Source organism: Streptomyces ossamyceticus, from assembly GCF_001418475.1.
GTDB classification, from domain to species: Bacteria; Actinomycetota; Actinomycetes; order Streptomycetales; family Streptomycetaceae; genus Streptomyces; species Streptomyces ossamyceticus.
The window spans coordinates 1-22,960 of record NZ_LIQX01000355.1; the positions used below are offsets into that span (position 1 = coordinate 1).

The 22,960-nt window shown below is 69.1% G+C and carries 18 protein-coding genes; 3 read left to right on the forward strand and 15 right to left on the reverse strand.

The window, feature by feature from the left end:
* Window positions 1–318: FCD domain-containing protein (locus AOK15_RS25160; protein ID WP_157870363.1), on the forward strand; the 318-nt coding region annotated here is incomplete at its 5' end.
* A 44-nt stretch (window positions 319–362) separates the two neighbouring features.
* The gene (locus AOK15_RS25165; protein WP_055520635.1) at window positions 363–1,097 is read left to right on the forward strand and encodes a cache domain-containing protein; all 735 of its coding nucleotides are present in this window, start codon (window positions 363–365) and stop codon (window positions 1,095–1,097) included.
* Window positions 1,098–1,165: 68 nt separating this feature from the next.
* On the opposite strand, the gene AOK15_RS25170 is transcribed toward AOK15_RS25165, so the two are convergent.
* The 9 genes from AOK15_RS25170 to AOK15_RS25210 all read right to left on the reverse strand — a co-directional run bounded on the left by AOK15_RS25170 (window position 1,166) and on the right by AOK15_RS25210 (window position 12,288).
* Window positions 1,166–2,389: an NAD(P)/FAD-dependent oxidoreductase gene (locus AOK15_RS25170; protein WP_055520636.1), complete on the reverse strand. Its 1,224-nt coding sequence runs from the start codon at window positions 2,387–2,389 to the stop codon at window positions 1,166–1,168.
* Between the two features lies 1 nt (window position 2,390).
* Window positions 2,391–2,579 (reverse strand): ferredoxin, encoded by a 189-nt coding sequence (locus AOK15_RS25175; RefSeq protein WP_055520637.1) that lies wholly within the window; start codon window positions 2,577–2,579, stop codon window positions 2,391–2,393.
* A 48-nt stretch (window positions 2,580–2,627) separates the two neighbouring features.
* Window positions 2,628–3,827, reverse strand: a complete 1,200-nt coding sequence (locus AOK15_RS25180) for a cytochrome P450 (protein ID WP_055520638.1) — start codon at window positions 3,825–3,827, stop codon at window positions 2,628–2,630.
* 28 nt (window positions 3,828–3,855) lie between these two features.
* Complete coding sequence (locus AOK15_RS25185) at window positions 3,856–4,557, reverse strand: gamma-glutamyl-gamma-aminobutyrate hydrolase family protein (RefSeq protein ID WP_055520639.1); 702 nt, start codon at window positions 4,555–4,557, stop codon at window positions 3,856–3,858.
* Window positions 4,545–5,294, reverse strand: a complete 750-nt coding sequence (locus AOK15_RS25190) for a substrate-binding periplasmic protein (RefSeq protein WP_240508586.1) — start codon at window positions 5,292–5,294, stop codon at window positions 4,545–4,547. Before AOK15_RS25190 ends, AOK15_RS25185 begins: the two co-directional genes overlap by 13 nt.
* Window positions 5,291–6,676, reverse strand: a complete 1,386-nt coding sequence (locus AOK15_RS25195) for a glutamine synthetase family protein (RefSeq protein ID WP_055520640.1) — start codon at window positions 6,674–6,676, stop codon at window positions 5,291–5,293. Before AOK15_RS25195 ends, AOK15_RS25190 begins: the two co-directional genes overlap by 4 nt.
* 485 nt (window positions 6,677–7,161) lie before the next feature.
* Window positions 7,162–8,748, reverse strand: a complete 1,587-nt coding sequence (locus AOK15_RS25200) for a GGDEF domain-containing protein (RefSeq protein ID WP_055520641.1) — start codon at window positions 8,746–8,748, stop codon at window positions 7,162–7,164.
* Window positions 8,749–8,807: 59 nt separating this feature from the next.
* Window positions 8,808–11,597, reverse strand: a complete 2,790-nt coding sequence (locus AOK15_RS25205) for a response regulator (protein WP_167738851.1) — start codon at window positions 11,595–11,597, stop codon at window positions 8,808–8,810.
* Window positions 11,598–11,694: 97 nt separating this feature from the next.
* The gene (locus tag AOK15_RS25210) at window positions 11,695–12,288 is read right to left on the reverse strand and encodes a sensor histidine kinase (RefSeq protein ID WP_079058688.1); all 594 of its coding nucleotides are present in this window, start codon (window positions 12,286–12,288) and stop codon (window positions 11,695–11,697) included.
* Between the two features lie 52 nt (window positions 12,289–12,340).
* On the opposite strand from AOK15_RS25210, the gene AOK15_RS48345 reads away from it, so the two are divergent.
* Window positions 12,341–12,466, forward strand: coding sequence for a hypothetical protein (locus AOK15_RS48345; protein ID WP_276206231.1), 126 nt, complete (start codon window positions 12,341–12,343; stop codon window positions 12,464–12,466).
* 26 nt (window positions 12,467–12,492) lie between these two features.
* Here the strand turns inward: AOK15_RS48345 and AOK15_RS25220 are convergent, their stop codons facing one another.
* The 6 genes from AOK15_RS25220 to AOK15_RS25245 form a co-directional block, all read right to left on the reverse strand.
* A complete protein-coding gene (locus tag AOK15_RS25220) occupies window positions 12,493–12,720 on the reverse strand; it encodes a response regulator (RefSeq protein ID WP_055520645.1) in 228 nt (75 codons plus the stop codon).
* Window positions 12,721–12,850: 130 nt separating this feature from the next.
* On the reverse strand, window positions 12,851–13,642 hold the full coding sequence (locus AOK15_RS25225; protein WP_055520646.1) for a leucyl/phenylalanyl-tRNA--protein transferase: 792 nt from the start codon (window positions 13,640–13,642) through the stop codon (window positions 12,851–12,853).
* Window positions 13,636–16,923: an amino acid adenylation domain-containing protein gene (locus AOK15_RS25230; RefSeq protein WP_055520647.1), complete on the reverse strand. Its 3,288-nt coding sequence runs from the start codon at window positions 16,921–16,923 to the stop codon at window positions 13,636–13,638. Before AOK15_RS25230 ends, AOK15_RS25225 begins: the two co-directional genes overlap by 7 nt.
* Window positions 16,924–16,995: 72 nt before the next feature.
* Entirely contained in the window at window positions 16,996–20,175 is a 3,180-nt protein-coding gene (locus tag AOK15_RS25235) for a putative bifunctional diguanylate cyclase/phosphodiesterase (RefSeq protein ID WP_055520648.1), read from the reverse strand.
* Between the two features lie 789 nt (window positions 20,176–20,964).
* Entirely contained in the window at window positions 20,965–21,462 is a 498-nt protein-coding gene (locus tag AOK15_RS25240; RefSeq protein WP_055520651.1) for a MarR family winged helix-turn-helix transcriptional regulator, read from the reverse strand.
* Between the two features lie 475 nt (window positions 21,463–21,937).
* Window positions 21,938–22,960: glycoside hydrolase family 1 protein (locus AOK15_RS25245; protein WP_055520649.1), on the reverse strand; the 1,023-nt coding region annotated here is incomplete at its 5' end.

Here is a 22,960-nt window from a genome sequence, read left to right on the forward strand (position 1 = left end):
GTCTCCGCCCTGCGCAGGGCGGAGACACCCGCCGACCGCCGCAAGGCCGACGCGCGCTTCCACATCGAGGTGGCCGTGGCCTCGCAGTCGGTGAGACTGACCCGCCTGGAGGTGCGTTTGCAGGCGGAACTCGGTCCCTTGCTGTGGCTGCCGGCCCTCGACGCCCCCGACGTCTCGGGGTGGGCCGACCAGCACCATGAGATCCTGGTCTCGATCGCCGCCGGAAACGCCTCCGCCGCCCGCAGGCTCGCGGAGGAGCACACCGTCGCAGGCGCCCACCACCTCGTACGCACCCATCTGCGGTTGACCGACTCCTGATCCCCCGGTGGCGGCACGCCACCCGTTGCCCCGACGGAGCAGTGATGACCAGCAACGCAGCGACCGGCATCGTCGGATGCGCCAACTCCCTCCGCGTCGCGGTGGAGTCCGTGTTCTCGTCGCTGAGCGTCCTGGACGCAGCGGCGCAAGCCCTCCTGAGCACGGCGATCCCGCACGGCGGACAGCCGAGGAGCGAAGATCTCGTGCCACTGCGGCCGGTGATCCAGTCGGTGCTGGCCGCGCAGGAGGGACGTTTCAACGGCACGGGAGTGGTCATGGCACCGGAGGTGCTGTCCGACGCCCGTTTGCATCTGGAATGGTGGCAGCGGGCCGGCCAGAAGGGCTTCCGGCCGCTGCGCCTGGACCTCAATCCTCGCAGCGAGAACTACTACGACTACACACTCAAGCCGTGGTTCGCGATCCCCCGGGACGAGGGCCACGGCACGGTCATGGGTCCGTACGTCGACCTGCACGGCGCCGACCTCTATCTCCTGACGTTCGCCCTTCCGCTGATGGCGGACGGCAGGTTCGTGGGCGTGGTGGGGGCGGACGTACCGGTGAGCGGTTTCGAACAGCTCGTCGTACCAGCACTCAAGCAACTCGGCTGCGACGCCGTCGTGATCACGGGCGAGGGGCGGGTGCTCGCGGCGAACACGCCCGTTTGGGCGGTGGGCGCCCTGGCCCGGGACCTGTTGCCTGAGGAAGCGGGCACGGAACGAGCACGCGTGCACACCCCTGAGGTCGACTGGAGCGTGGTGCGCGTCGACGCCCCGCACTGAAGCATCACCCGGGCACGCGAGATGGGTGCCGCCCTGCCTGTGACAGGGGCGGCACCCATGCGTGATGGTCATGCCGGAACGGCGACGCCCGTGTCCACCAGCTTGCGGTAGTGGGGAGACCGGGCCGGAAGGTTCACGGTGACCACTCCCACGAGTGCGGCACCTCGCCGGTAACCCACCGCGACGCCCTTCGCCAGATCGGAGGGGGCCGACAGCACCCCCTCCAGGACTTCCACGCGGTCGGCCAAGGCCGGGGCGCCGAAGCTCTGCAGGCGGAGGTCGAACTGGTCGCTCCAGAAGGTCGGCAGGGGCGTGAACTGCTGCTCGTCCACCGTCTCTGCGGCGAGATGGGCCGCCAGCGTGCGGGCCGCGCGGCGGGCCGTCTCCGTCGGCATGCACCAGTGCTCCACCCGGCGCGCCGTTGTGTCGAAGCGGGGGTTGGGGAAGCGTGCGACATCCCCCACCGCCACGACGTCCGGGCGACCCTCGACGCGCATCAGGTTGTCGCACAGAAGGCCGTCGGACAGATCGAGTCCCGTGCCCTGCAGCCACTCCACGTTGGCGTACGAGCCCACGGCCTCGACCACGACGGATGCCCGCAGGACCGTTCCGTCGTCGAGCTCGACGTCGGTCACCCGCTCGCCTCCGTGCAGCGCGGCCACGACCCTGCCGAGACGGAAACGCACTCCCTCGGCCTCGTGCCGGCCCTGGACCAGCAGGCCCAGCTCGTCACCCAGGACACGTCCCATCGGCACCCCAGCGGGCTCGACTACGGTGACGTCGCAACCGAGCCGCCTCGCCGTGGCCGCGACCTCGCAGCCGATGAATCCCGCGCCCACCACCACGACCCGGGCGCCCGGGGTGAGCTCCGCGCGCAGGCCCACGGCGTCCCCGACGGTGCGCAGCACGTGGCGGCCGCGGCTCGGCTCCGGCATGGGCAGGCGCCGGGGCCGCAGACCGCTGGCGACCACGAGACCGTCGTACGAAAGCGTCGTACCGTCGGCGAGCCCCACGGCCCGCCGCTCCAGATCTGCCGAGACCGCCGGTACGCCGAGCCGCCAGTCGACGTCGTCCAGGGACGCCCGTCTGCGGAAGGCGAGTGCGGCATGTGCTTCGGCCGGGTCGGTCGCCTGCCCCGCCAGCACTTCCTTCGACAGGGGCGGACGGTTGTAGGGCAGATGGGGCTCCGCTCCCACAACGGTGATACCGCCGTCCCACCCGGCCGCCCTGAGCTGTTCCGCGGCCCGCAGGCCGCCCATCGAGGCCCCGACGATCACTACCTGTCGGGACACCTCAGTCCTCCAGGGTGATGGCCTGCTCGGGGCAGACGTCCGCGGCGTCCTCCACGTCCTGGCGCAGCCGTTCGTCCGGCTCGGTCACCCAGGTCAGCTTGCCGTCGTCGCCGAACGCGAAGGCGTCGGGGGCGGCGATGACGCACTGTCCGTGGTCCTGACATTTGTTGAGGTCGACACAGATCTTCATGTCCGTTGCTTCTTCCGTGGGGCGTGGCGGGGTGGTGAGGCCAGTGGGTCAGTTGCCGGGGGTGAAGCGGAGAGGCATTTCGATGGGTCCGGTGTTGCCGCTGGCCGGCAGCCAGGTGGCGGTGCCGTCGATCCGCGGTTCGCGCAGGCGGCGGGCGAGCAGGGGCAGTGCCTCACTCATGTCGCTGCGGGCGACGAAGTGGCCGAGGCAGTGGTGGGCGCCGCCGCCGAAGCCGAAGTGCGGAGGGCGTTCGGCGGTGATGTCGAAACCCGGATCCGGGATGGCGGCCGGGTCGGTGCCGGCGACCTGGGAGAACAGGTGGACGGTGGTGCCCTTGGCGATGTCCACGCCCTCGTAGGTGAAGTCCTCGACGGCTTCGCGGGTCACCCAGGTCACGGTGGGGTTGACCCGCATGACCTCCTCGACGGCGGCGCCGCCGAGGTCCGGCCGCTCGGCGAGCAGGCGCCACTGGTCGGGGTGCCGCATGAACGTCTGCAGCGCGAGGCCCAGCTGGTTGCGGGTGGTGTCCATGCCGCCGAAGATCAGCAGGACGAGCATGATCCGCAGTTCCTCGTGGCTGAGGCTGTCCTCGTCGCGTTGGGCGAGCACCAGGCGGCTGACGAAGTCCTCGCCGGGGTTCACCCGTCGGTCGGCGATGAGGTCGTCGGCGTAGCCGTACAGGCCCTCCAGGGCGGCCTCGATCTTCGGCAGGTCCTGCTTGAACGTGACGCCCAGGGCGAGTCCCATGTCCGACGACCAGGTCGCGATCGTCTTCCACTCGCTCTGTGGGATGCCCAGCATCATGCAGATCACGCGGGCCGCGTACGGCTCGGCGAACTGCGAGACGAACTCACACCGGCCCTCGTCGTGGAAGGCGTCGATGAGTTCCTCCCCCAGTGCGCGGAACTGCGGGCCGAGCGAGCCGATGAGTCTGGGCGAGAAGGCGGGGTTGACCAGCCGGCGCAGCCGGGCGTGGTCGCCGCCCTCCTTGTTGAGCAGGACGTGCCCCCACCAGTCGGCGAAGGGGCCGGTCACGCCGTTGTGCCGGGGCCAGGCGTGGCTGCCCTGGCGCAGCCGCCGGTCCTTGAGAAGCGTCTTGACCGCGTCGTAGCGGAGCGCGGCGAGTCCGTAGTTCGTCCGCGCGCACCAGCTGCGGGCGCGGGCGGCCACGACCTCGTCCGACGTCATCGCGAAATCGGGGTCGGCGACATTGAGGAACGGCAGTTCCCGGGTGCTGGATACCGCCATGGTGACGGCCCTCCTTGTGATGGTCTCGTCAGGCTGCGGCCACGGCGGCGCGGGCCATGTCGACATGTGCGGTGAACAGCGCCTGTTGCTCGGCGACCAGGTCGGCGTTGTCCTCGGGATGCCACTGGACGGCGAGGACGGGGGCGGTCTCGTGCTCGACGACCTCGATCACGTCGTCGATCGCGCGCCCGGTCACGGTCAGGCCGGTGCCCAGACGCCGGATGGCCTGGTGGTGGTAGGAGGAGACGACGACGTCGTCGCTTCCCATGACCTTGGCCGTTCGGCTGCCGGAAGTCAGGGCGACCCTGTGGTAGCCGTCGCGGTGGGGCACACAGGTCTCCGCCAGGTCCGCGATCAGGTCACCGCCCAGGGCGACGTTGAGAACCTGCATGCCGCGGCAGATGGCCAACAGGGGGATCCGGTCGGCCACGACCTGTCGGGCCACAGCCAGGTCGAACACGTCCTGGATGTCCTCGGCGGTGTAGGTCGACAGGCCGCGCCGGGAACCGCCGTAGCGCCGGGGGTCGACATCCGCTCCCCCAGGCAGCAGGACGCCGTCGAAGCGAGCCAGCAGCGGTCCCACCGGCTGGCTGTTGGGCGGCAGGATCACCGGATCCCCTCCCGCCCGGAAGACGGCTTCGAGCACCTTCTCCGCGGCGGCCACACCGCGTCGCCGCAAGCCCTTGACCTGCGGGGAGGGCATGCCGGTCACGGCGATCAACGGCCGCATCGGGCTTCTCCCCCGTCCGACGCCGGCACCCCCGCGAAGGGGTAGGCGAGGTTCGGCATCCATCGCTTCCACACCGCCTCCAGGCGGCCGTCCCACGCCACTTCCGACAGCGCGGCGTCGAGCGCGTCAAGGAGGCCGTCGTCGCCCTTGGCGACACTGATGCCCCAGGCGTTGCGGGTGGACACGGTGAACGCGATGCGCAGGTCCGGCTGTTCGGCGAGCGGCACGAGGGCGACGTCGTCGTCGACGAAGGCGTCGATCTCGCCGAGCCGGAGGGCGGCGACCATGTCGCCCAGGACGTCGTCACTCGAACCGGCGAAGGGCACCAGTTCGACGTCCTCGAACGTCTCGGCCAGGGCCATGTTGGTGCTGCCCGCGATCGCCCCGACCCGGCGTCCCGCGAGGTCGTCGGGGCCGGTGACCGTGCTGTCCGCGCGTGTCAGGACGGACTCGTCGAAGACCGCGTACGGCCGGGTGAAGTCGACCAGGCGCCGGCGCTGCTCGGTGATGCCCTGGCCGCACAGGATGGCGTCGCCGTTGCCGGCGTTCAGGTGCGGTACGAAGTCGGCCCACGCGCTGAAGACCCAGCGCACCGGCCGTCCGAGGACCTCGCCCAGCAGCAGGCCGACCTCCGGCTCGAAGCCGAGCCGTTCGCCGTCCTCTCCGGTCCAGAAGAGCGGCCGGGCGTCCAGGTCGGCGCAGATGATGCGCAGTTCGTTCGCGTCGTTCGCGCTCACGGCAGGTACTCCAGGTACATCTCGCGGTCCCAGTCGGTCACGGCCCCGCAGGAGCGGGCCCACTCGTCGGCCTTGAGCCGGCCGAAGAGAGTGGCCAGTTCCTCGGGGAAGGCGGAGCGGACGACCTTGTCGCGTTCGAACGCTGCGAGCGCGTCGCCGAGGGTGAGCGGCAGTGCCTCCTCGGCAGGACTGCCCCCGTCGTCGTAGCTGCTGGAGGTCTGCGGCTCGCCCGGGTCGAGCTCACGCTCCAGGCCGTCCTGCATGGCGGCCAGGAGCGCGGCGTGGGAGAGGTACGGGTTGACGCTGGCGTCGGGGAGCTTGTACTCCAGGCGGCCGTTGGAGGACAGCCGGACCGTGCAGGTCTTGTTGTCCAGGCCCCAGTTGACCCGCGAGGGGGCGAACTGGCCGGCGTCCCAGAAGCGCTTGTAGGAGTTGACCGTGGAGGCCATCACCGCCATGGAGCCGGGCACGTGGGTCAGCAGTCCGCCCAGCGCGTGGCGTCCGCGCTCGGTCAGGTGCAGCTCACGCCGTCCGGCCTCTTCCAGGATGTTCTCGTCGCCGTGCCAGAGGCTCAGGTTGTGGTGGCAGCCGTTGCCCATGCTGCCGGTGGTCGGCTTCGGCATGAAACTCGCGGTGACGCCGAACTCCCGGGCGACCTGCTGGCAGATCTGGCGGTAGGTGATCAGACGGTCGGCGGTCAGCTCGCAGGAGTCGTACATCCAGTTCAGTTCGAGCTGTCCGGCGTCCTCGTAGTCGCCCTCGATCATGTCCAGGCCCATGGCCTGCGCGTAGTCGATGAGCTTCTGGTAGATCGGCCGCATCAGCTCGAGGTTCCCGGCGTGATACGCGGGGCTTGCGCCCGGGCGGACCTTGACCTCCAGCGACGGGCCGAGCCACGTCATCTCCGGCTCGCACCCCGACTTCAGGCGCAGCCCCGTAGCCGCCGTGAAGGCGTCGTGGAGCCGGAAGAGGTTGCCGCGCGGGTCGGTCGCCAGCGGCTCACCGCCGCGTACCGGCACATGGGAGGGCTCGTAGAGGCGACAGAGGAACCGGCCCACGGACGGGTCCCAGGGCAGCACCCGGAAGGTGTCCGCATCGGGCATGGCCGTGAACTCGGCGGCGGCCGCGCCACCACCGAGCAGCTCGCCGTGCCGGTCCGCCTGAAGGTCCGAGACGGCGGTGCGGTGGAACTGGACGCCGCGCTCCAGGTTGCGGCGCAGATGCTCGGCGGGCACCACCTTGGCCAGCACACGGCCGGTGAGCGTGACGACCTGGTAGTAGACGTACTTCACGCCGCTCGCGGCGACCTGCTCGGTGAGATCTCGCAGGAGCCGCTCTTGCGAGTTGGTCTCCCTGTGTCCGTCCAACGCCGTTGCCGTCATGCACGGCCTCCTCGATCGGTTCCTGCGGCTGCCCGGCAGCCGACATTCGTGCGCCCGACGCGAGCGCATCGCACTCGAAAGATTTAAGCTCTAGTTTTGCAGGTATACAAGACCCATGAGGCCGCCAATCCAGACGGCGGAAGCGCAGAGGCCGAGCTGACGCTCAGCACTCACGCACCTACGGACAGCTGCCTCGAACCCTGGTTCTGCGACATGACCCGCGCGTCACAAGGTCGGGCTGGAAGGCACGGATCAACCCGCCGCTCGCCCCGCCGGCGCCGAATACAGTCTTGATGCAGCCCCGTCAGGACAGTCGTTTGCGGCCCGCCGTCGCCTCTCGAAGCCGTGCCGAGGGCGCAGTCGTCACACGAACGCGACATGCGAGCGGCGCTCATCACCACGAATCACTTCGGCCCGAGATCCGGGCACACACCCGGACCAGCCGTCCGCAGCCGTCGCAATCGGAGCTGTTTTCGCTGATCAAGCTACATTCCGTCAGGTGCCTGTCTCACAGCAGATTCACGACTCCGGTACGGGGATTCGAAGAACACAGCTTGGTTCTTGCCTGCGGTTTTGGCTCGGTACAGGGCGATGTCAGCGTCCCGCAGCGCTTCTGCCAGCGTGGTCGGCCTGGTGATGCTCCGTGCTCCGATGCTTGTTGTCACGTGAACCGAATGGCCATGGGTGAGGGTGAAGGAGTCCTTGAAGGAGTCGAGGATCCGGACGGTGTAGTCGTACAGTGCGCTCGCGCCCATGCCTTCCACGAGCAGTGCGAATTCGTCCCCGCCGAGCCTCGCAACGATGTCCTGCTCGCGGACCCTGCCTGTCAGCCGCCGTGCGACGCCGACGAGCAGTTCGTCGCCGGACGGGTGGCCCAGCGAGTCGTTGACTTCCTTGAAGCCGTCGAGATCGAGCATCAGCAGTCCGGCGGGGCAAGTGGCGGAGCACCGGCCGAGAGCGGATTCCAGGCGCTCGTCCAGCAGCACTCGATTGGCCAGACCCGTCAACGGGTCGTGGGTCGCCTGATGGCTCAGCTGCTTTTGGAGCTCTTCCTGCTCTCGCAGTGATGCTGCGAGGTCGTGGGCCTGCGTTCGCGCTTCGATGGCCCTGCTCTGGGCGTACTGGGCCAGGAACGCGATGCGCAGCACCAACAGCAGCGAAAGGGTCGCCAGCATGCCGACGATCACCGTGACGTTCACGGGCTGGTACCGGATACCCCCGACATTGGCCACCATGATCAACGGCCCCACCAGGATGAGCGTGATCAGGATCGACAGTCGCCGCCGGGGCATGCTCTCCTCGCCGTCCGACAGTTGTGTCGGACGGCCGACCGACGGGTGCAGCACCGCAGCCCCCAGAAGGAGAGAAGAGACCATCCACCCCACTTCGGACACGTCCTCCGCGATCGCGGTCCCGGTCGTCGCCAACGTTCCGTAGTAGAGGCCGTCGGCGGCAAGGAGGGCCAACAGCCATCCGGTGCACAGAAGCAACGACGGAGTGCGCTTGCCGGTGGCGAGCACCAGCCGCGCGGCCACGGACAACAGCACCAGGTCGGCGACGGGATAGGCGATGGACACCGCGAGCGGCCACGCGGACAGCTCGCTGCGCAGGTAGGGGGCGATGATGAACGCCCACGACAGGATGCAGAACCCCAGCGTGACGATTCCCGCGTCCAGCAGCCCCGCTAAGTGCAGACGGCCTGACTGCTGCCGTGCCAATGTCACCAGGCCCGCGGTGAACAACAGGTAGCTGCTCAGGTACAGCATGTCGGCCACACCCGGGAACGGAACGTCTGCGTCGCGGACCTGGTACATGCCCCAGATCGCGTCCGCCACCGTGTACGGCGCCATTGCCGTCGCGAGGAGACACCACGGAACGAACGATGGGGGCCTGTTCCTGGTGAGTCCCATTGCTATCGCGAAGACGACTGAGGTGGCTACCAGCACGGGCAGCATGAAACGCGCCGAGGAGGAACTGACCAGATAGATGATGATGATCGTGGTTCCTGCCGCCACATAGGCCCAGACCGCCGCATCACGGCGGGCGGGTGACATGCCTTGAACCTTGCCCACAGATTCTCCTTCCCTCCTCTGGCCCCTACGCGCCCGGGCGGCAGTGTGCGGGCGGCTCCTCAACCAGGTTCGCGGCCGGGAGTTCGGAAGCGGAGCGTCTCGAGAGTGCGACAGGTTTGGTCGAGTTCGTCCTGGAGGCGGGGAGCGATCTCGGCCAGTGAGGCCGGGTGTCCGGCACGCGCGTGCTCTTCCAACTCCCGGCAGCGGGCGGCGAGGCCCTCGGCGCCCATGTTGCCGGCCGCGCCTTTGAGGCTGTGGGCCTGATCTGCGATCTCCTGCGTGTCGTGGCGGTCGAGCGCGTGGAAGAGTGAACTGGTCATCTCTGGGGCCCGGACGAGGAAGTGGTCCACCAGCCTGTCCACCAGTTCGTGCTCGGCCGGGGTGCCGGTGCCGCGTAGTTCGTCAAGCCGCTGCTCGATGGATGTGCGCAGGTCCTCGTTGTCCGCCCGTGGGTCGGCGGGGCGGACCCAGTGCGCGAGGGCTTGTTCCAGGGCGTCGGCGCTGACGGGTTTGGAGATGTAGTCGTCCATGCCCGCGGCCAGGCACCGTTCCCGGTCCTCGGCGAGGGCGCTGGCGGTCATGGCGATCACCGGCAGGTGACGGCCGTGTTCCCGTTCCCGGCGGCGAAGTTCCTGGGTGGCGCTGTAGCCGTCCATCCGGGGCATATGACAGTCCATGAGTACGGCCTGATAATTGCGTTCCTCGGTCATGCGCAGGGCCTGGGCGCCGTCGGCGGCGATGTCCGTGCTGTAGCCGAGCCGGGTGAGCATGCCCTGGGCGACCATCTGGTTGATCTCGTTGTCCTCGACCAGCAGGAGATGGCCCCGGTGGGCGGGCCGGGGCGGGCCGGGGCGCTGCGCCTTCGGAGCCGCTGCGGCCACCGGCGTTGTCCGGGTGGTCACTTCGACCAGGGCGTCCAGGAGCTGTGACTGGTGGACGGGCTTGGACAGGCTCTGGGCGATCCCCGCCGCCTGCAACTCGGCTGCGGGCGGCGGGGAGCCGGAGGTGAGCAGCAGCATGTGCACGCGGGCGAAGTTCTGATCGGTGGTGATCCGGCGGGCGAGTTCCAGGCCGTCCATGTCAGGCATGTGCATGTCGACGAGGGCGAGGTCGAAGGAGCGACCGGCGGCCTCTGCCTCGTGCAGAGCCACCAGCGCCTGGGGGCCGCCGGCGACCATGACCGGCTGAATGTGCCATCTGCGCAGCTGCGTGTCGAGGATCAGCCGGTTGGTGTCATTGTCGTCGACGACCAGGACCCGCAGCCCGCGAAGGATGTCGGGGTGCGGTGGGGCCGGGGGTTGTTCGGGGGCGTCGGGTGCGCGAACCGGTACCACGAAGGAGAAGGTGCTGCCCTGGCCGGGCCGGCTGTTGACGCCGATGGAGCCGCCCATCGCCTCGGTGAGCCTGCGGCAGATGGCCAGGCCCAGACCGGTGCCTCCGTAGCGGCGGGTGGTGGAGGCATCGGCCTGGGAGAAGGCGTCGAACATCCGTGCCTGATCGGCCCCGGCGATACCGATGCCTGTGTCGGCCACCTCGAATTGCAGCCACGGCACCTGCTCCGCGGGTGAACGGGACGGGGCCGGGCGGGCACGAAGCACGACCTCGCCGGAATGGGTGAACTTCACCGCGTTGGACGCCAGGTTGAGCAGGATCTGCCGCAATCGGCCGGCGTCGCCGAACACCATCGCGGGCAGGTCGGGATGGCAGTCGCTGAGCAGTTCCAGACCCTGGGCCTGCCCGGTCTGCGCCACCAGCGAGACGACCTCCTCCACCAGCACCTGCGGGCTGAAAGCGACCTCGTCCAGTTCGAGCTTGCCCGCCTCCAGCTTGGAGAAGTCCAGGATGTCGTTGATCAGCGACAGCAGTGCCGTGCCGGCGGCATGAATGCCCTCGGCGTAACGTCGCTGCTCGGCATCCAGTTCGGTGCCCAGCAGCAGGTCGCTCAGCCCGATGACGCCGTTCATGGGGGTGCGGATCTCGTGGCTCATGGAGGCGACGAACTGCGACTTCGCCTGGGACGCCTCGATCGCCTGGTCGCGGGCCTCCGCCAGAGCGGCTTCGGCCTGTTTGCGCTCGCCGATGTCCCGGATGAAGGCGTTGAAGCAGCGCGCCTTCGCCGACTTCAGCCGCCACACCGCCAGTTCGACCGGGATCTCGTGGCCGTCGCGATGACGGGCGGTGAGTTCGATCTGACGGCCCAGCACATGAGCCTCTCCGCCGGCCAGCACCCGTTGCAGACCGGCCCTGTGCGCGGCGTGGTACCGGTCAGGGATGATCGTCTCCGTCAGCGGACGGCCCACCGTCTCGCGGTGACTGAACCCGAACAGCCTCTCTGCGCTCAGGTTCCAGTCGATGACCAGGCCGTCCTCGTCGATGGAGACGAAGGCGTCCCGGGCGGTCTCGATGACCGAACGAGCCTGATCCTGCAAAAGCCGCAGCGCTTCCTCCCTGCGCCGCTGGCCTTCCGCCTCCCGGACGAACCCGCGTACTTCGATCGGCTCGCCTGCGGGTCCCCGCACCACCCAGGACGTCAACTCGGTCCACATCGAGTGCCTGTCGGCATGCCGCAGACGCAGACACACCGACACGCGGCCGTCGCGGAGCAGATCCCGCTCCGCCCACTCGAATTCCTCCATATCGGCCGGATGGACCCAGGACTCCAGTGAGGTCCCCACGATCTCCTCGGCCGGACGGCCCAGCAATGCCTGCCCCGCGGCGGACACCTCCTGGTAGACGCCCTCCATCGTCCGGCGGAAGACCATGTCCGGAGAGTTCTTCAGCAGCAGCCGAAACCGCTCCTCGTCATCGGCCGCATACTGCCTTGGCCCGGCTTTCGACTCCGGCTCCATCGTCCGCCTCCACATGTCAGGCACGGCCACAAGGCGCGGCCGGGACCACCGAACAGACCGGTCACGACGGTTTCGGTGCGGCGTGCGATGACGGAGATCAAGCGATCCGCTCGTCGGACATTTCCAGCAAAGAATGGTCCGCTGAAGATCGCAAATCGAGGAAGCGGACACCGAGCCGGGGTTGCGGTCGGACTACGGCCATCCGAGTAGCCCGGTTGCCGGGCACCCTCATGCCCAGGGCTTTCGGTGCCGGCCTTCTGAGGGCCGACGCGCACATACCGGACTGCCCCTGCGGGGCTGGACACTGAGGTCCGGTCAGGGCGCGGTCGGCGTGCCGGGCACACGGGGAGGCCGCGGGACGGCGCCGTTCAGGGGAGCCCGCCACAGCGTCCGAACCGGTGAGCGGCAGCCGGGCGGTGATCGTGGTACCCCGGCCCTCTTCGGAGCTCACCTCCGTCCGGCCGCCATGGTTCGCCACGATCGTGTCCACGATGGTCAGGCCCAGACCGGTATCCGGGATGGCCTGTTCGGTGGCGTTCGAGGCGCGGAAGAACCGCTGAAAGAGCGTCTCCCGCTCGGCCGCGGGGATGCCGATGCCGGTGTCGCTCACGCTCAGGGCCGCCTTCCCGTCCTGCGCGTCGGCTCGTACGCTCACTTTCCCGCCCCCGCGGGTGAACTTCACCTTGGTCACGGACCACGTCCGCCGGGGGCGTCGGTATGCGTTCTTGCTCCTCGCCGGGCAGGTGACCGCTCTGGGTCAGCTTGAACGCCACCAGATCACGGATGTCCGCGTCGTCGTCGGCTACCAGGACATGAGCAACTACTCCTTCTGTGACTCCTGGGACTCCTGGGCCAGGGAGCTTCGGTAGGAGTCCACGAGCCGTGCCACGGCCGACTACCGGAACGGTTTGGCCAGCACCTCGTCCGCGACGCCGATCAGATCTTCCGGGTCGAGCACCGAGGAGACGACCAGACGGCATCCCCTCGTCCGCTTGTCCGCCCGCAACCTGCGGACGACTTCCCGTCCGTCGATGCCGGGCAGCAACACGTCGACGACCGCGATGTCCGGAGGGTCGCCGAAGGCGAGCCCGAGCCCCTCTTCTCCCGAACAAGCTAGAACCAATAGTTCATTTTCACCACATATGGCCCAACGATCCCGCTGGACACCGCCCACCCATCACCGACTGTGATGAACAGGCGGCAGAGGACGGCAGAGGAGCAGGCCCGGGCGCCGGGCAGCGCGACGAACACGGTCAGCGCGATCCCGCCGGCCGGGCGAGGCGGCGGGCGGGCAAGGTGGCGGTGGGCATCGGGAGGCTGTCACGCGCGGTGCGGCGGAGGTGTCGCACGTACTGCTCTCGCGGGAGGAGAATGCAGCCGAGGTCGCGGACGTGCGGGCTGTCCCGCTGCGCGTCGAGCAGTTCGCCTCCGGCCTGTGCGAAACGCGCGGCGAGGTCGCTCACCGCGACCTTCGAGGCGCCGGGACGCCGGAAGAACATCGAGTCCATGCTGAAGACCGGTCCGACCCTGAGGCCGAAGACGCCGCCGATCAGATTGCCGTCCTCCCACACCTCGATGCTGTGCGCGTGACCCAGTTCGTGCAGGCGGATCAAGCTCGCGATCAGCTCTTCGGTGAGCCACAGCGGGACACGGTCGCCGCGGCATTCGCGGACGACCCGCTCGAACTCGCGGTCCAGGCTGGTCGACCACGGCAGCCGGTTGCGCAGCCGCCGGGCGAGACTCCGGCTCAGGTGGGCAGCCGCGACGGGCAGCACCGGCCTGGGGTCGGGTGACCACCACGAGACGGCGAAGGGATCGGCCCATTCCTCCCCCACGAGCCGGATGCCGCCCTCCTGGACCTGATCGGCGAAGACCACTTCGTTGAGGGCGCGGGTGTACTCGTCGGATGCCGGGAACGGATAGACCCCGGCGCGGTACGCCGCCAGGAGGCCGACGGGACTGAGGTCGGCGCAGAAGGCCACCGGACCGTCGGGCGCTGCCACCAGCACGTCCAGTGCCTCCCAGCCGGGGCATCGGCTCACCACCGTGCCGCTCCCTGCCCTCGGTTGTTCACCTGCCGGGCGGGCTCGGGCTGTTCGAGGTAGTGGATGTAGCGGTCCATCATCTCCGCGTCCACGGGCGGAATGTCGATCCCGGCGTCCGCCAGTGCCCGTTCCGCGTTGTTGCGGGTGAACTCCGGGAAAACGCCCTGGAAGTACATCTCGCTCACGGTGATGTCGGCGTGGTGGCACAGGTCGACGAAGAGCGGGACGAACGGTGTTATCGCGTCGGTGGGGTGCCCGGCCGCGTACTTCACCAGAGCAGCGATCCACTCGGCGTAGGGGATCTTCTGCACCGGATACCCCCGCTGGCGCATGCGCTCGGCCAGCGAATCCAGCAGGGTGGGACGGGGGTTGGTGAGGTGGTAGACCTCACCGCGCGCGGGTTGGCGGGTGGAGATGTGTCCGATTGCGCGGACGAGGCAGTCGGCCGGCAGGAAGTCCAGCGGCAGCCGGACGTCAGGGCACAGACCGGTCCGCGCGATGAAGCTGATGAGGGCGGCCATTTCGCTGCTGGTGTTCATCACGCCGGTACCACTGCTGCCCGTGATGTCCATCAGGCGGTAGACGGCGACCGGCAAGCCCGCGTCGGATGCCTTCTTCAGCAGCGCCTCGGCGACCCATTTTGTCTCCACGTATCCCACCGACAGATGTTCCGGGAAGCCCAGGGGCGTGCTCTCGGTCACCTCGCGCACCCCGGCCGGCCCGAATCCGGCGAGCACCGCCATGCTGGAGGCGAAGTGGACGGGGACGGCCCTGCCGGCGGCGAGGCGGATGATCTCGTATGTTCCGTCGACGTTGACCGCGCGCAACTCGTGGTACGGGTAGATGAAGTTGACCTGGGCGCCGAAGTGGTAGACGGCGTCGACGGTCGATCCCAGCTCCTCGAACCGGCCGGGAGACAGCCCCAGTCGGGGCTTGCCCAGGTCGCCGACGACCGGCTGGATGCGCGCGCTGGACAGATCTCTGAGGACGTACCGCTGGTGGCTCGAGCGGATCATCTCCATGCCGTGTTGCTCGTCCGAGGCCCTGACGAGGCAGAGGATCCGGCCCGTCGTGCTGCGCAGCAGCTCGTCGATCATGTGCGCGCCGCAGAATCCCGTCGCCCCGGTGAGAAGGACGTCGCCGGGGTGCCGGTGATCGGGAACCGGCGCGTCACGACCCACCGCCGGAACGCGCCGATCGGTCTCCGAGGCGAAGTCGACGCTTCCGCCCTCCGGGTGGGTCAGTGTGCCGGCACGTGCCTGGCGAACGGACTCGGCGAACGCGGCGAGCATCGGCTGCCGCAGCAGCGAACGGGTCAGGTCGCGGATCTGTGTGACTCCGATGCCGAATATGACACGGGTCCGGGCGAGCATCTCCATGGCCAGCAGCGAGTTGCCGCCCAGTTCGAAGAAGTCGTCGTGCGGACGGACGTACTCGGCACCGAGGATCTGACACCACAGCTGGGCCAGCCCCTGCGGCACGGGACGGTCGTCAGCGTCGGCCGTCGTCGCCGCGGTCCCGGATTGCGGCACGGCCCTGCGGTCGAGCTTTCCGCTGGGCGCGACGGGCAGCCGTTCCACCGCGTGAAACGCCGCCGGGATCATGTAGCCCGGCAGGACCTCGGCGAGTGCCGACCGCAGCCGTGCGCGCAGCGCCACCTCGCCGCCGGACGCCTGCGGCCAGGCCGGCGTGTAGTACGCGATCAGATCCCGGTCGCCGTTCTCGCCTGTCCTGGCCACCACCATCGCCTGGCCGATCTCCGGGCGGGAGACGATCGCGGCCTCGATCTCGGCCGGGTCGACCCGGAACCCGCGGATCTTCATCTGGTCGTCGATCCGGCCCAGGACTTCCAGGTTGCCGTCCGAGCGCCAACGGCCCAGATCCCCGGTGCGATACATCCGGTCCCCCGGCGCGCAACCGTACGATTCGGGCAGGAACTGCCGTGCGGTCAGGGCGGGTTGCCCCCAGATGCCGCGCGCGAGCCCCTGACCGCCGATGTAGATTTCGCCGCGCTCGCCCGGCGGCACCGGGCGTAGTTCGGCGTCGAGCACGTGGACACGGTTGCCCTCGAGGGGCCTGCCGACCGGCGCGATCGCGGTGTCCGGCGCAGCGAGCGCTTCCTGGTTCAGGTCGCAGAGCGTGGAGGTGATGGTGGTCTCGGTGAGCCCGTAGGCGTTGACGAGCCGTGCACCGGGGATCCGGCGCAGAACGGCGCGGCAGTCCTTCGCGGTGACGATCTCGCCGCCCACGATGACGAGCCTCAGCGACGCGAGGGCCTCGCCGGCGTCCGCCACGGAGACGATGCGGTGCCAGTAGGCGGGGGGCAGGTCGGCGACGGTGATCCCGAGCTCGGGCAGGCGGCGCAGCAGATCGGTGGGCGCCCACGTCGGTGTTCCCGCGAGGATGAGCGTCGCGCCGCTGATCAGCGTGGCGAAGATCTGCTCCAGTGAGGTGTCGAAGCCGAGCGCCGCCGCGTGCAGCACCCGGTCGCAGGACGTCAGTTCGTATGCCCGGGCCGCCGCGGTGAGCGAGTGAGCCAGCGACCGGTGGCTGATCATCACCCCTTTGGGGGGCCCGGTGGATCCGGAGGTGTAGATCACGTAGGCGAGGTCGTCCGGCCGGGGGCCCTGTGTCGGCCGCGGTGGCTGCAGCGGCGCCTGCGTGGCCGTTGCTCCGGGAGGTTCGGCGTAGACGATCCGCGCCTCGCACCCGGCGAACATCGGGGCGTGCTCGCGGCTCGAGACGATGAGGCGTGAACCGGTCTCCCTGAGCAGTGCGACCATCCGTTGCCGGGGAGTCGCCGGGTCCAGGGGCAGGAACGCGCCTCCGGAGCCCAGCACCGCCAGCAGCGCGACGATCAGCTCGGGCACGCGGTCGAGGCACACGGTGACGACGGACTCAGCGCCGACGCCCGACTCCCGCAACTGGTCGGCAAGCCGGTCGGCGCGGCCGCTCAGCTCGGCATAGCTGAGCCGACGGTCGTCCGAGAGCACCGCGAGAGCGGACGGCTCACGCCGCGCCCGCTCCCGGACCAGCTCAGGCACGGTGCTCGGCCAGGACTCCGGGGGCCGCTCCTCGGCGCGGGCGCTCGCGGGCCGCATGTCGGTCCACAGGCGGTCGACCAGACTCGCGCACCACGCGGCGGACTCCGGTCCGCCGATCCGAAGCCACCCGGCCGGAATCCGGCGGTCGGCGGGCCAAATCGCGTACTGATCCTCGTCGTTGCGCAGCACGACGCACGGTGCAGCCGACTCTGCCGGCAGCTGTTCACGTTCCGTCACTCGGGCCTCCTGCCTTCGCGCGGCGCCCTGCGGAGCACGATCTGCGCCCCTAGCGGGAAAGGGCCGCCGCCATCACCGCTCCCCTTCCACGGGCCTCACAGGCAATCCGGCCAGGCGGCCGAGCGGCGGCGCGAGGATGAGTTGCTCCGCCTCCTCGGCGCTGACCGGTTCGGCGAAGAGATACCCCTGAGCCAACCGGCAGCCCATGGAGATCAGCAATTCCTGCTGCCTCACGTTCTCCACCCCTTCGGCGATAACCGTGAGGCCGAGGGTGTCGGCGAGATGCGTGATGCCCTCGACAAGGGCGTACTGTTCCGACGAGCGCCCGAGTTCGTCGACGAACGACTTGTCAATCTTGAGTATCGAGATGGGGAACTCACGCAGATAACTCAGCGACGAGTAGCCCGTTCCGAAGTCGTCGATCGCGATACGGATACCGAGGTCTGTGAGCGAATTCATCTCGGCCAGGATACGTTCGTCGTTGTACATCAGCACGCTCTCGGTCAGTTCCAGTACGAGAGACGACGGTTCGATGCCGGAGAGATCCAGGGCACGCAGGACCACGTTGTAGAACTCGTCGTCCCGGAACTGACGTGGCGACACGTTCACGCTGATGTAAGGCACGTTGCGGTCGGCTGAAGCGTCGCGCAGCACGGAGTCCTTCCACCGGACCGCCTCGGTCGAGGCCTGGTCGAGCACCCACGCGCCGAGCGGGACGATCTGCCCGCTCTCCTCGGCCAGCGTGATGAACTGCTCCGGCAACACCATGCCGCGCGTGGAGTGCGGCCAGCGAACGAGCGCCTCGAAGCCGGCGATCCGACCGCTGGCCAGCTCCACGATGGGCTGGTAGAGCACCAGGAAGGAAGTCTCGATCGTCGAACTGTCCAGGGCCTCCTGCAGATTGGCACGCTCAGCCATGCCGCTCTGCAGTTCCGGGTGGTAGTGGCGCCACTGGCGCTTGCCCGCCATCTTCGCCGAGTACAGCGCGAGATCAGCGTGTGTCAGTAGTTCGACCGAGTCGATGCTGTCTTCCGTCGTCGCGACGCCGATGCTGGCGTACGTGCTCATCGGCCCCACACTGAGCCGGAACGGCTCGGCGAACACACTCATCAGATGTTCGGTGAACCGCTCCACACCCTCCGTCGTGACGGAGCCCTCCACCAGCAGTGCGAACTCGTCGCCGCCGATGCGCGCGGCGGTGTCGGAGGCACGCACGGCGGTCTGGAGCCGGAGTGACAGCGCGACCAGGAGTTCGTCGCCCACACCGTGGCCGTGTATGTCGTTGATCACCTTGAAGTCGTCCACGTCGATGAAGAGCACACCGACCACCGTGCCGTCGCGCTGAGCCTGCGCCAGAGCGTGGTTGACCCGGTCCTGGAAGAGCACGCGGTTGGCCAGGTTGGTGAGCGAGTCGTGGAACGCCTGGTGGGTGAGTTCGCGTTCGAGTTTGCGCTGTTCGGTCACGTCCCGCAAGGTGAGCACCACTCCACCGACGGTGGTCTCCTCCCGCAGGTCGCTCCACCTCACCTCGACCTCGATGGACGACCGGTCGGCGCGGAGCATGCGCCAGTGCTCGCGCTTGCTCTGGTACTCGCCGCTCCGTATCCGGCCGAGTGTCTCGACCACCGCGCGGCTGTCCTGCGGCGGCACCAGATCGACGAGGAGAGTGCCCTCCAGGTACGGAACGCCGAGCACCTGGCCGGCTGAGGGGCTGGCGTAACGGACCCGGTCGTCGTCGTCGAGGATCAGGATGACGTCGGAGGCGTTCTGCACCAGCGTGCGGAAGTACGTCTCGCTGTTGCGCCGGTTGACCTCCTGGGCGAGGGTGACCCGCGCGGCGGCAAGTGCTGCCTGCGCGGCGAGAGTCGCCAGCGTGTCGCGGAGGACGAGCAGGTCCTGCTCGTTTCCGGCCACGATCAGCACCCCGATCAATGGATCGCCCGAAGGGTGATCCTGCGCGGCGAGCGGGCAGACCAGCGCGTGGCCGGTGCTGGTCTGCTCCTCGTCCGAGCCCATGAGTCGGGCGGCGAGATCGGGCCCCACACCGTCGAGGCTCACCAGGCGGTTCTCGCCGGACGCGATCAGTTCCCGTACGGCTGCGGTCGCCCGCACGATCAGGGGCCCGCGCAGGGCGCCGTGCGCCCCGTTCACCCAGAACGTGTTGTCCGGCAGAGTGAGCAGCGCGGAACGCGGCGGCCCGTACGGCATCAGCTGCGTCACCGCCGAGTGGACGGCGGCGGCCACATCCCGCAGCTCGCCCGCACCGCCCAGCGACGACACCGCGTTGCGCAGCACCTTCTCCCTGCCGACCGCCCGCCGGTGGGTGGCCACCACCCCCGACAGGCGGTAGAGCACAAGGAGGAAGAGCACCGCGGAGAAAACCCCGATGACGCCGACGTTGGACCTGACGCCGCGCACCGCCTCCGTCAGGAGGATGGCCGGGGCGATCAGCGACGCCAGGGTGAGCAGGCTCAGCCGACCCGTGCCGGTCTCGGCTCGCCATTGCACCGGCTGCGTCAGCCGACGCATGGACGGATGGAGTGCGGCGGCCGCCCAGGCGCCGTACAGGACGGCCCAGCCGAGTTCGACCGCGCTACCCGTGCGCCACGTTCCGTTCAGCTGGATCAGGCCGTAAAGCACGTCGGCGGTGAGCAGGCCGAGAGTGCCGGCGGTGAGCAGCATGAGCGAGCGGCTCTTGCCGCCACGTCCGACGAGCAGCCGCAGCAGCATCGCCAGGACGAGGATGTCGCCGAGCGGATAGGCGATGGCGAACGCCTTCTGCCACCAGGTCAGACCCGCGGCGCGGGCGTACGGATCGATGAGGAAGAGCCACGACAGCAGCGCCAGGCCGACCGTCAGCGTCAGCGCGTCGACGAGGCTCGCCCGGTCGCGCCACCCTGTGCGCCAGTGCACGAAGCCCAGCAGCCCGGCCGCATAGAGCGGATATGCGGCGAGATAGAAGCCGTCGGCGATCGACGGGAACGGGATCTCCTCGTCGAGCAACTGGATGAGGATGATCTGGGTGGCTTGGCCTGCGGCGAAGGCGAAGTTCCCCGCGGCGAGCAACAGCCAGGGGAGTCGGTGCGCCGGGTGGTTGAGAAAGACACCAAGGACGATACCGATGACGCCGGTCACTCCAATGGCGACGAAGAACAGCCTTTTTTCAGGAAAGACGTAGTAGAACGCGGTCAGCACGACGATGCATGAAATGATGGCGGCCATCACAGCCTGGCTTCGCAGTCGCGCGTTCATCCCAACTAACCTCCTGATGGGCCACTTTTCGGACCGGCTGAGCTGGGCGAACGGCACCGGGCGGCGGAGAAGCCCGTGGGGGCCGGGCTGACATAGGAGGAACTCTCCGTGCGCCAGGCCGGGAATCGGCCCTGATCGCCTGTGAACGCGATTTCCGGTATACGCGGTGTGCGGTATACACGGTTCGCCGTTATGCGGACTCCTTCTGCACCGAGACATCGACGCCACACCGAGACATCGACGTGTCCTTCATCAAGCGTACCGAGATTGCCATTTCCCGCACGCCCACGGAAAGAGATACCGAGTCACCTCGCGAGATACCACGACATGCGTGAAAATGGAGGACGCGGAAACCGGACCGGGTCCGCCCAGCGACGATCGGCCACTGACGGAGCGTCGAGGCCATGCTCTCCGTTCACCGCCGGACCGTTGCCCCGCAGGCAGACCGCCAGTCCGGGCCCTTCCCGGCCCAAGTCACGGCCCGCCTCTGACCGCGGTCCCGTTATCGCAGGTCAGCGGGGACGCGGCGCGTGTACCACCCAAAGACGAAGAACCTCCTGGTGTCGTACTCGCCGAAGCAGCCGGGCTGCTTCCAGGCACGGAAAACGGGCACCTGACCTGGGCAGATGCCCGTCAGGCGCCCATCTGCGGGCACACCTGGACCACGAGCCGAATTCGACCCTCGCGCAGCACCTCAGCCCGACCTGTCCTCCAGCGCCTCCCTCAACGACGGCACACCAACCCACCCTCGCGGCGCCCTCAGAAGATCCGCACCGGCGACCCGTGTCGTCAGCCGTGGTGCCACCCCGTCAAGGAGGCGAGACCGTCCTCCAGGCCCTGGCGGAACGCGGACCGCCGTTTCTCCGGCATGTCGAGCAGTAACCGGTCCTCCAGCATCTGCACCGCCGACGCGCACGCTGTCAGCAGTTCCTCCCCCTCCGGCGTCAGCCGGGCCTCCGTGATCCGCCGGTTACCCGGGGCATGGACGCGCTCGATCAGACCGCGCTCCTCCAGCGAGCGCACGATCTCGTGCATCGTCTGGGGCCTGACGAAGGAGCGACGGGCCAACTGGGCGGAGGAGAGCCCGCCGCGGTGCTGAAGCACGGTCAGGGCCGTGTACTGGAACGTCGTGAGCCCGTACGGCCGCAAGGCATCGTCCATGAAGGAACGGATGGCCAGGTCGAGCTGCTTGACGAGATAGATCGTCAGCGGGCCCTTGGAGGTCTCGGCGTCCGCATCAGAATCCGCACCCGGAGCAGTGTCCCGGCGGTCGGCTGCCTCCGCCATAGTGCGCACCTCGTGGTCGGTCGTCGGGGAGAGGGCGGGCAAGCCGTCGGGTTGGTCAGACGACCGGCGTCCTCACGCGATAGCCGACAGGTAGCAGTGTCGGCGCACCGCGGAAGTGTCACAGGGACAGGCCGCATGAGACACCGACCACATCGCGCCCGACAGCGCAGCCGATCTCACGACGAAGCCGCACCGTGGAGCTTCGGTGCGGCTTCGTCGTCTCACGGCTCCGCGCAAGGGCCCCACCAGAATGGTCCTCGGCGAGGCCTCGCCGTATGCCCCGTCTATCGCACAGCGATCACCAACTGGGCAGCCGCTCTCGGACCAGGAAGGCCTGACCTGCGATGTCGTGCCCGCGCCGGACTGGCTCGGACGCCACTGGACGATCTCTACAACCAGGCTCCCGCGGCAGGCGGGGGCGGTCCCCCGGTGCGGCACACCGCGCGGGGATGCTGTGTGCGCCGCACCGGCCCGGTCAGGCGCCGGGCAGCACGCCGGTACGGGCGACCTCGGCGTACCAGCGGGCGCTGGCCTTGGGGATGCGGGTGCCGGTCGGGTAGTCGACGTACACGGCGCCGAAGCGCTTGCTGTAGCCGTAGGCCCACTCGAAGTTGTCCAGCAGGGACCACAGGAAGTAGCCGCGCACGTCCGAACCGTCCAGGATCGCCTGGTGGACGGCGGCCAGGTGCCCGCGCACATAGGCGATGCGGGCGGGGTCGTTGACCTGGCCGGCCGGGTCGGCGTAGTCGTCGAAGGCCGCACCGTTCTCGGTGATGACCAGCGGCAGCCCGGGGAAGTCGACGGAGAGGCGGCGCAGCAGGTCGTACAGCCCGCTGGGGTCGACGGCCCAGCCCATGGCGGTGGTCTCGCCGGGCGGCTGGTGGAAGGCGACCCGGTCGGCGGCCGGCCAGGGGCTGTGGGCGCTGTTGCCGTGCCCGTCGGAGGTGTGGGCGCCGCTGCCGTCGGCCTCGGAGACGACGGTGGGGCTGTAGTAGTTGACGCCCAGGAAGTCCAGCGGCTGGTGGATGTCGCGCAGGTCGCCGTCCTGGACGAAGGACCAGTCCGTCAGCTCGGCGGTGTCCTTGAGCAGATCCTCCGGGTAGGCGCCGTTCAGCATCGGCCCGGTGAAGACCCGGTTGGCGAGGGCGTCGATCCGGCGGACCGCGTCGGTGTCGCCGTCCGAGTCGGTGAGCGGGCGCACGTGGTGGATGTTGAGGGTGACCGAGACCTGAGCGTCGGCGCGCAGGCGGTCGCGCAGCGCCTGGACGGCGAGGCCGTGGCCCAGGTTGAGGTGGTGGGCGGCGCGCAGGGCGGCGACCGGGTCGGTACGGCCGGGGGCGTGCACGCCGGAGCCATAGCCCAGGAAGGAACTGCACCAGGGCTCGTTGAGCGTGGTCCAGGTCTTCACCCGGTCCCCGAGGGCGTCCGCCGCGAGGGCCGCGTACTCGGCGAACCGCTCCGCCGTGGCCCGCTCGGGCCAGCCGCCCGCGTCCTCCAG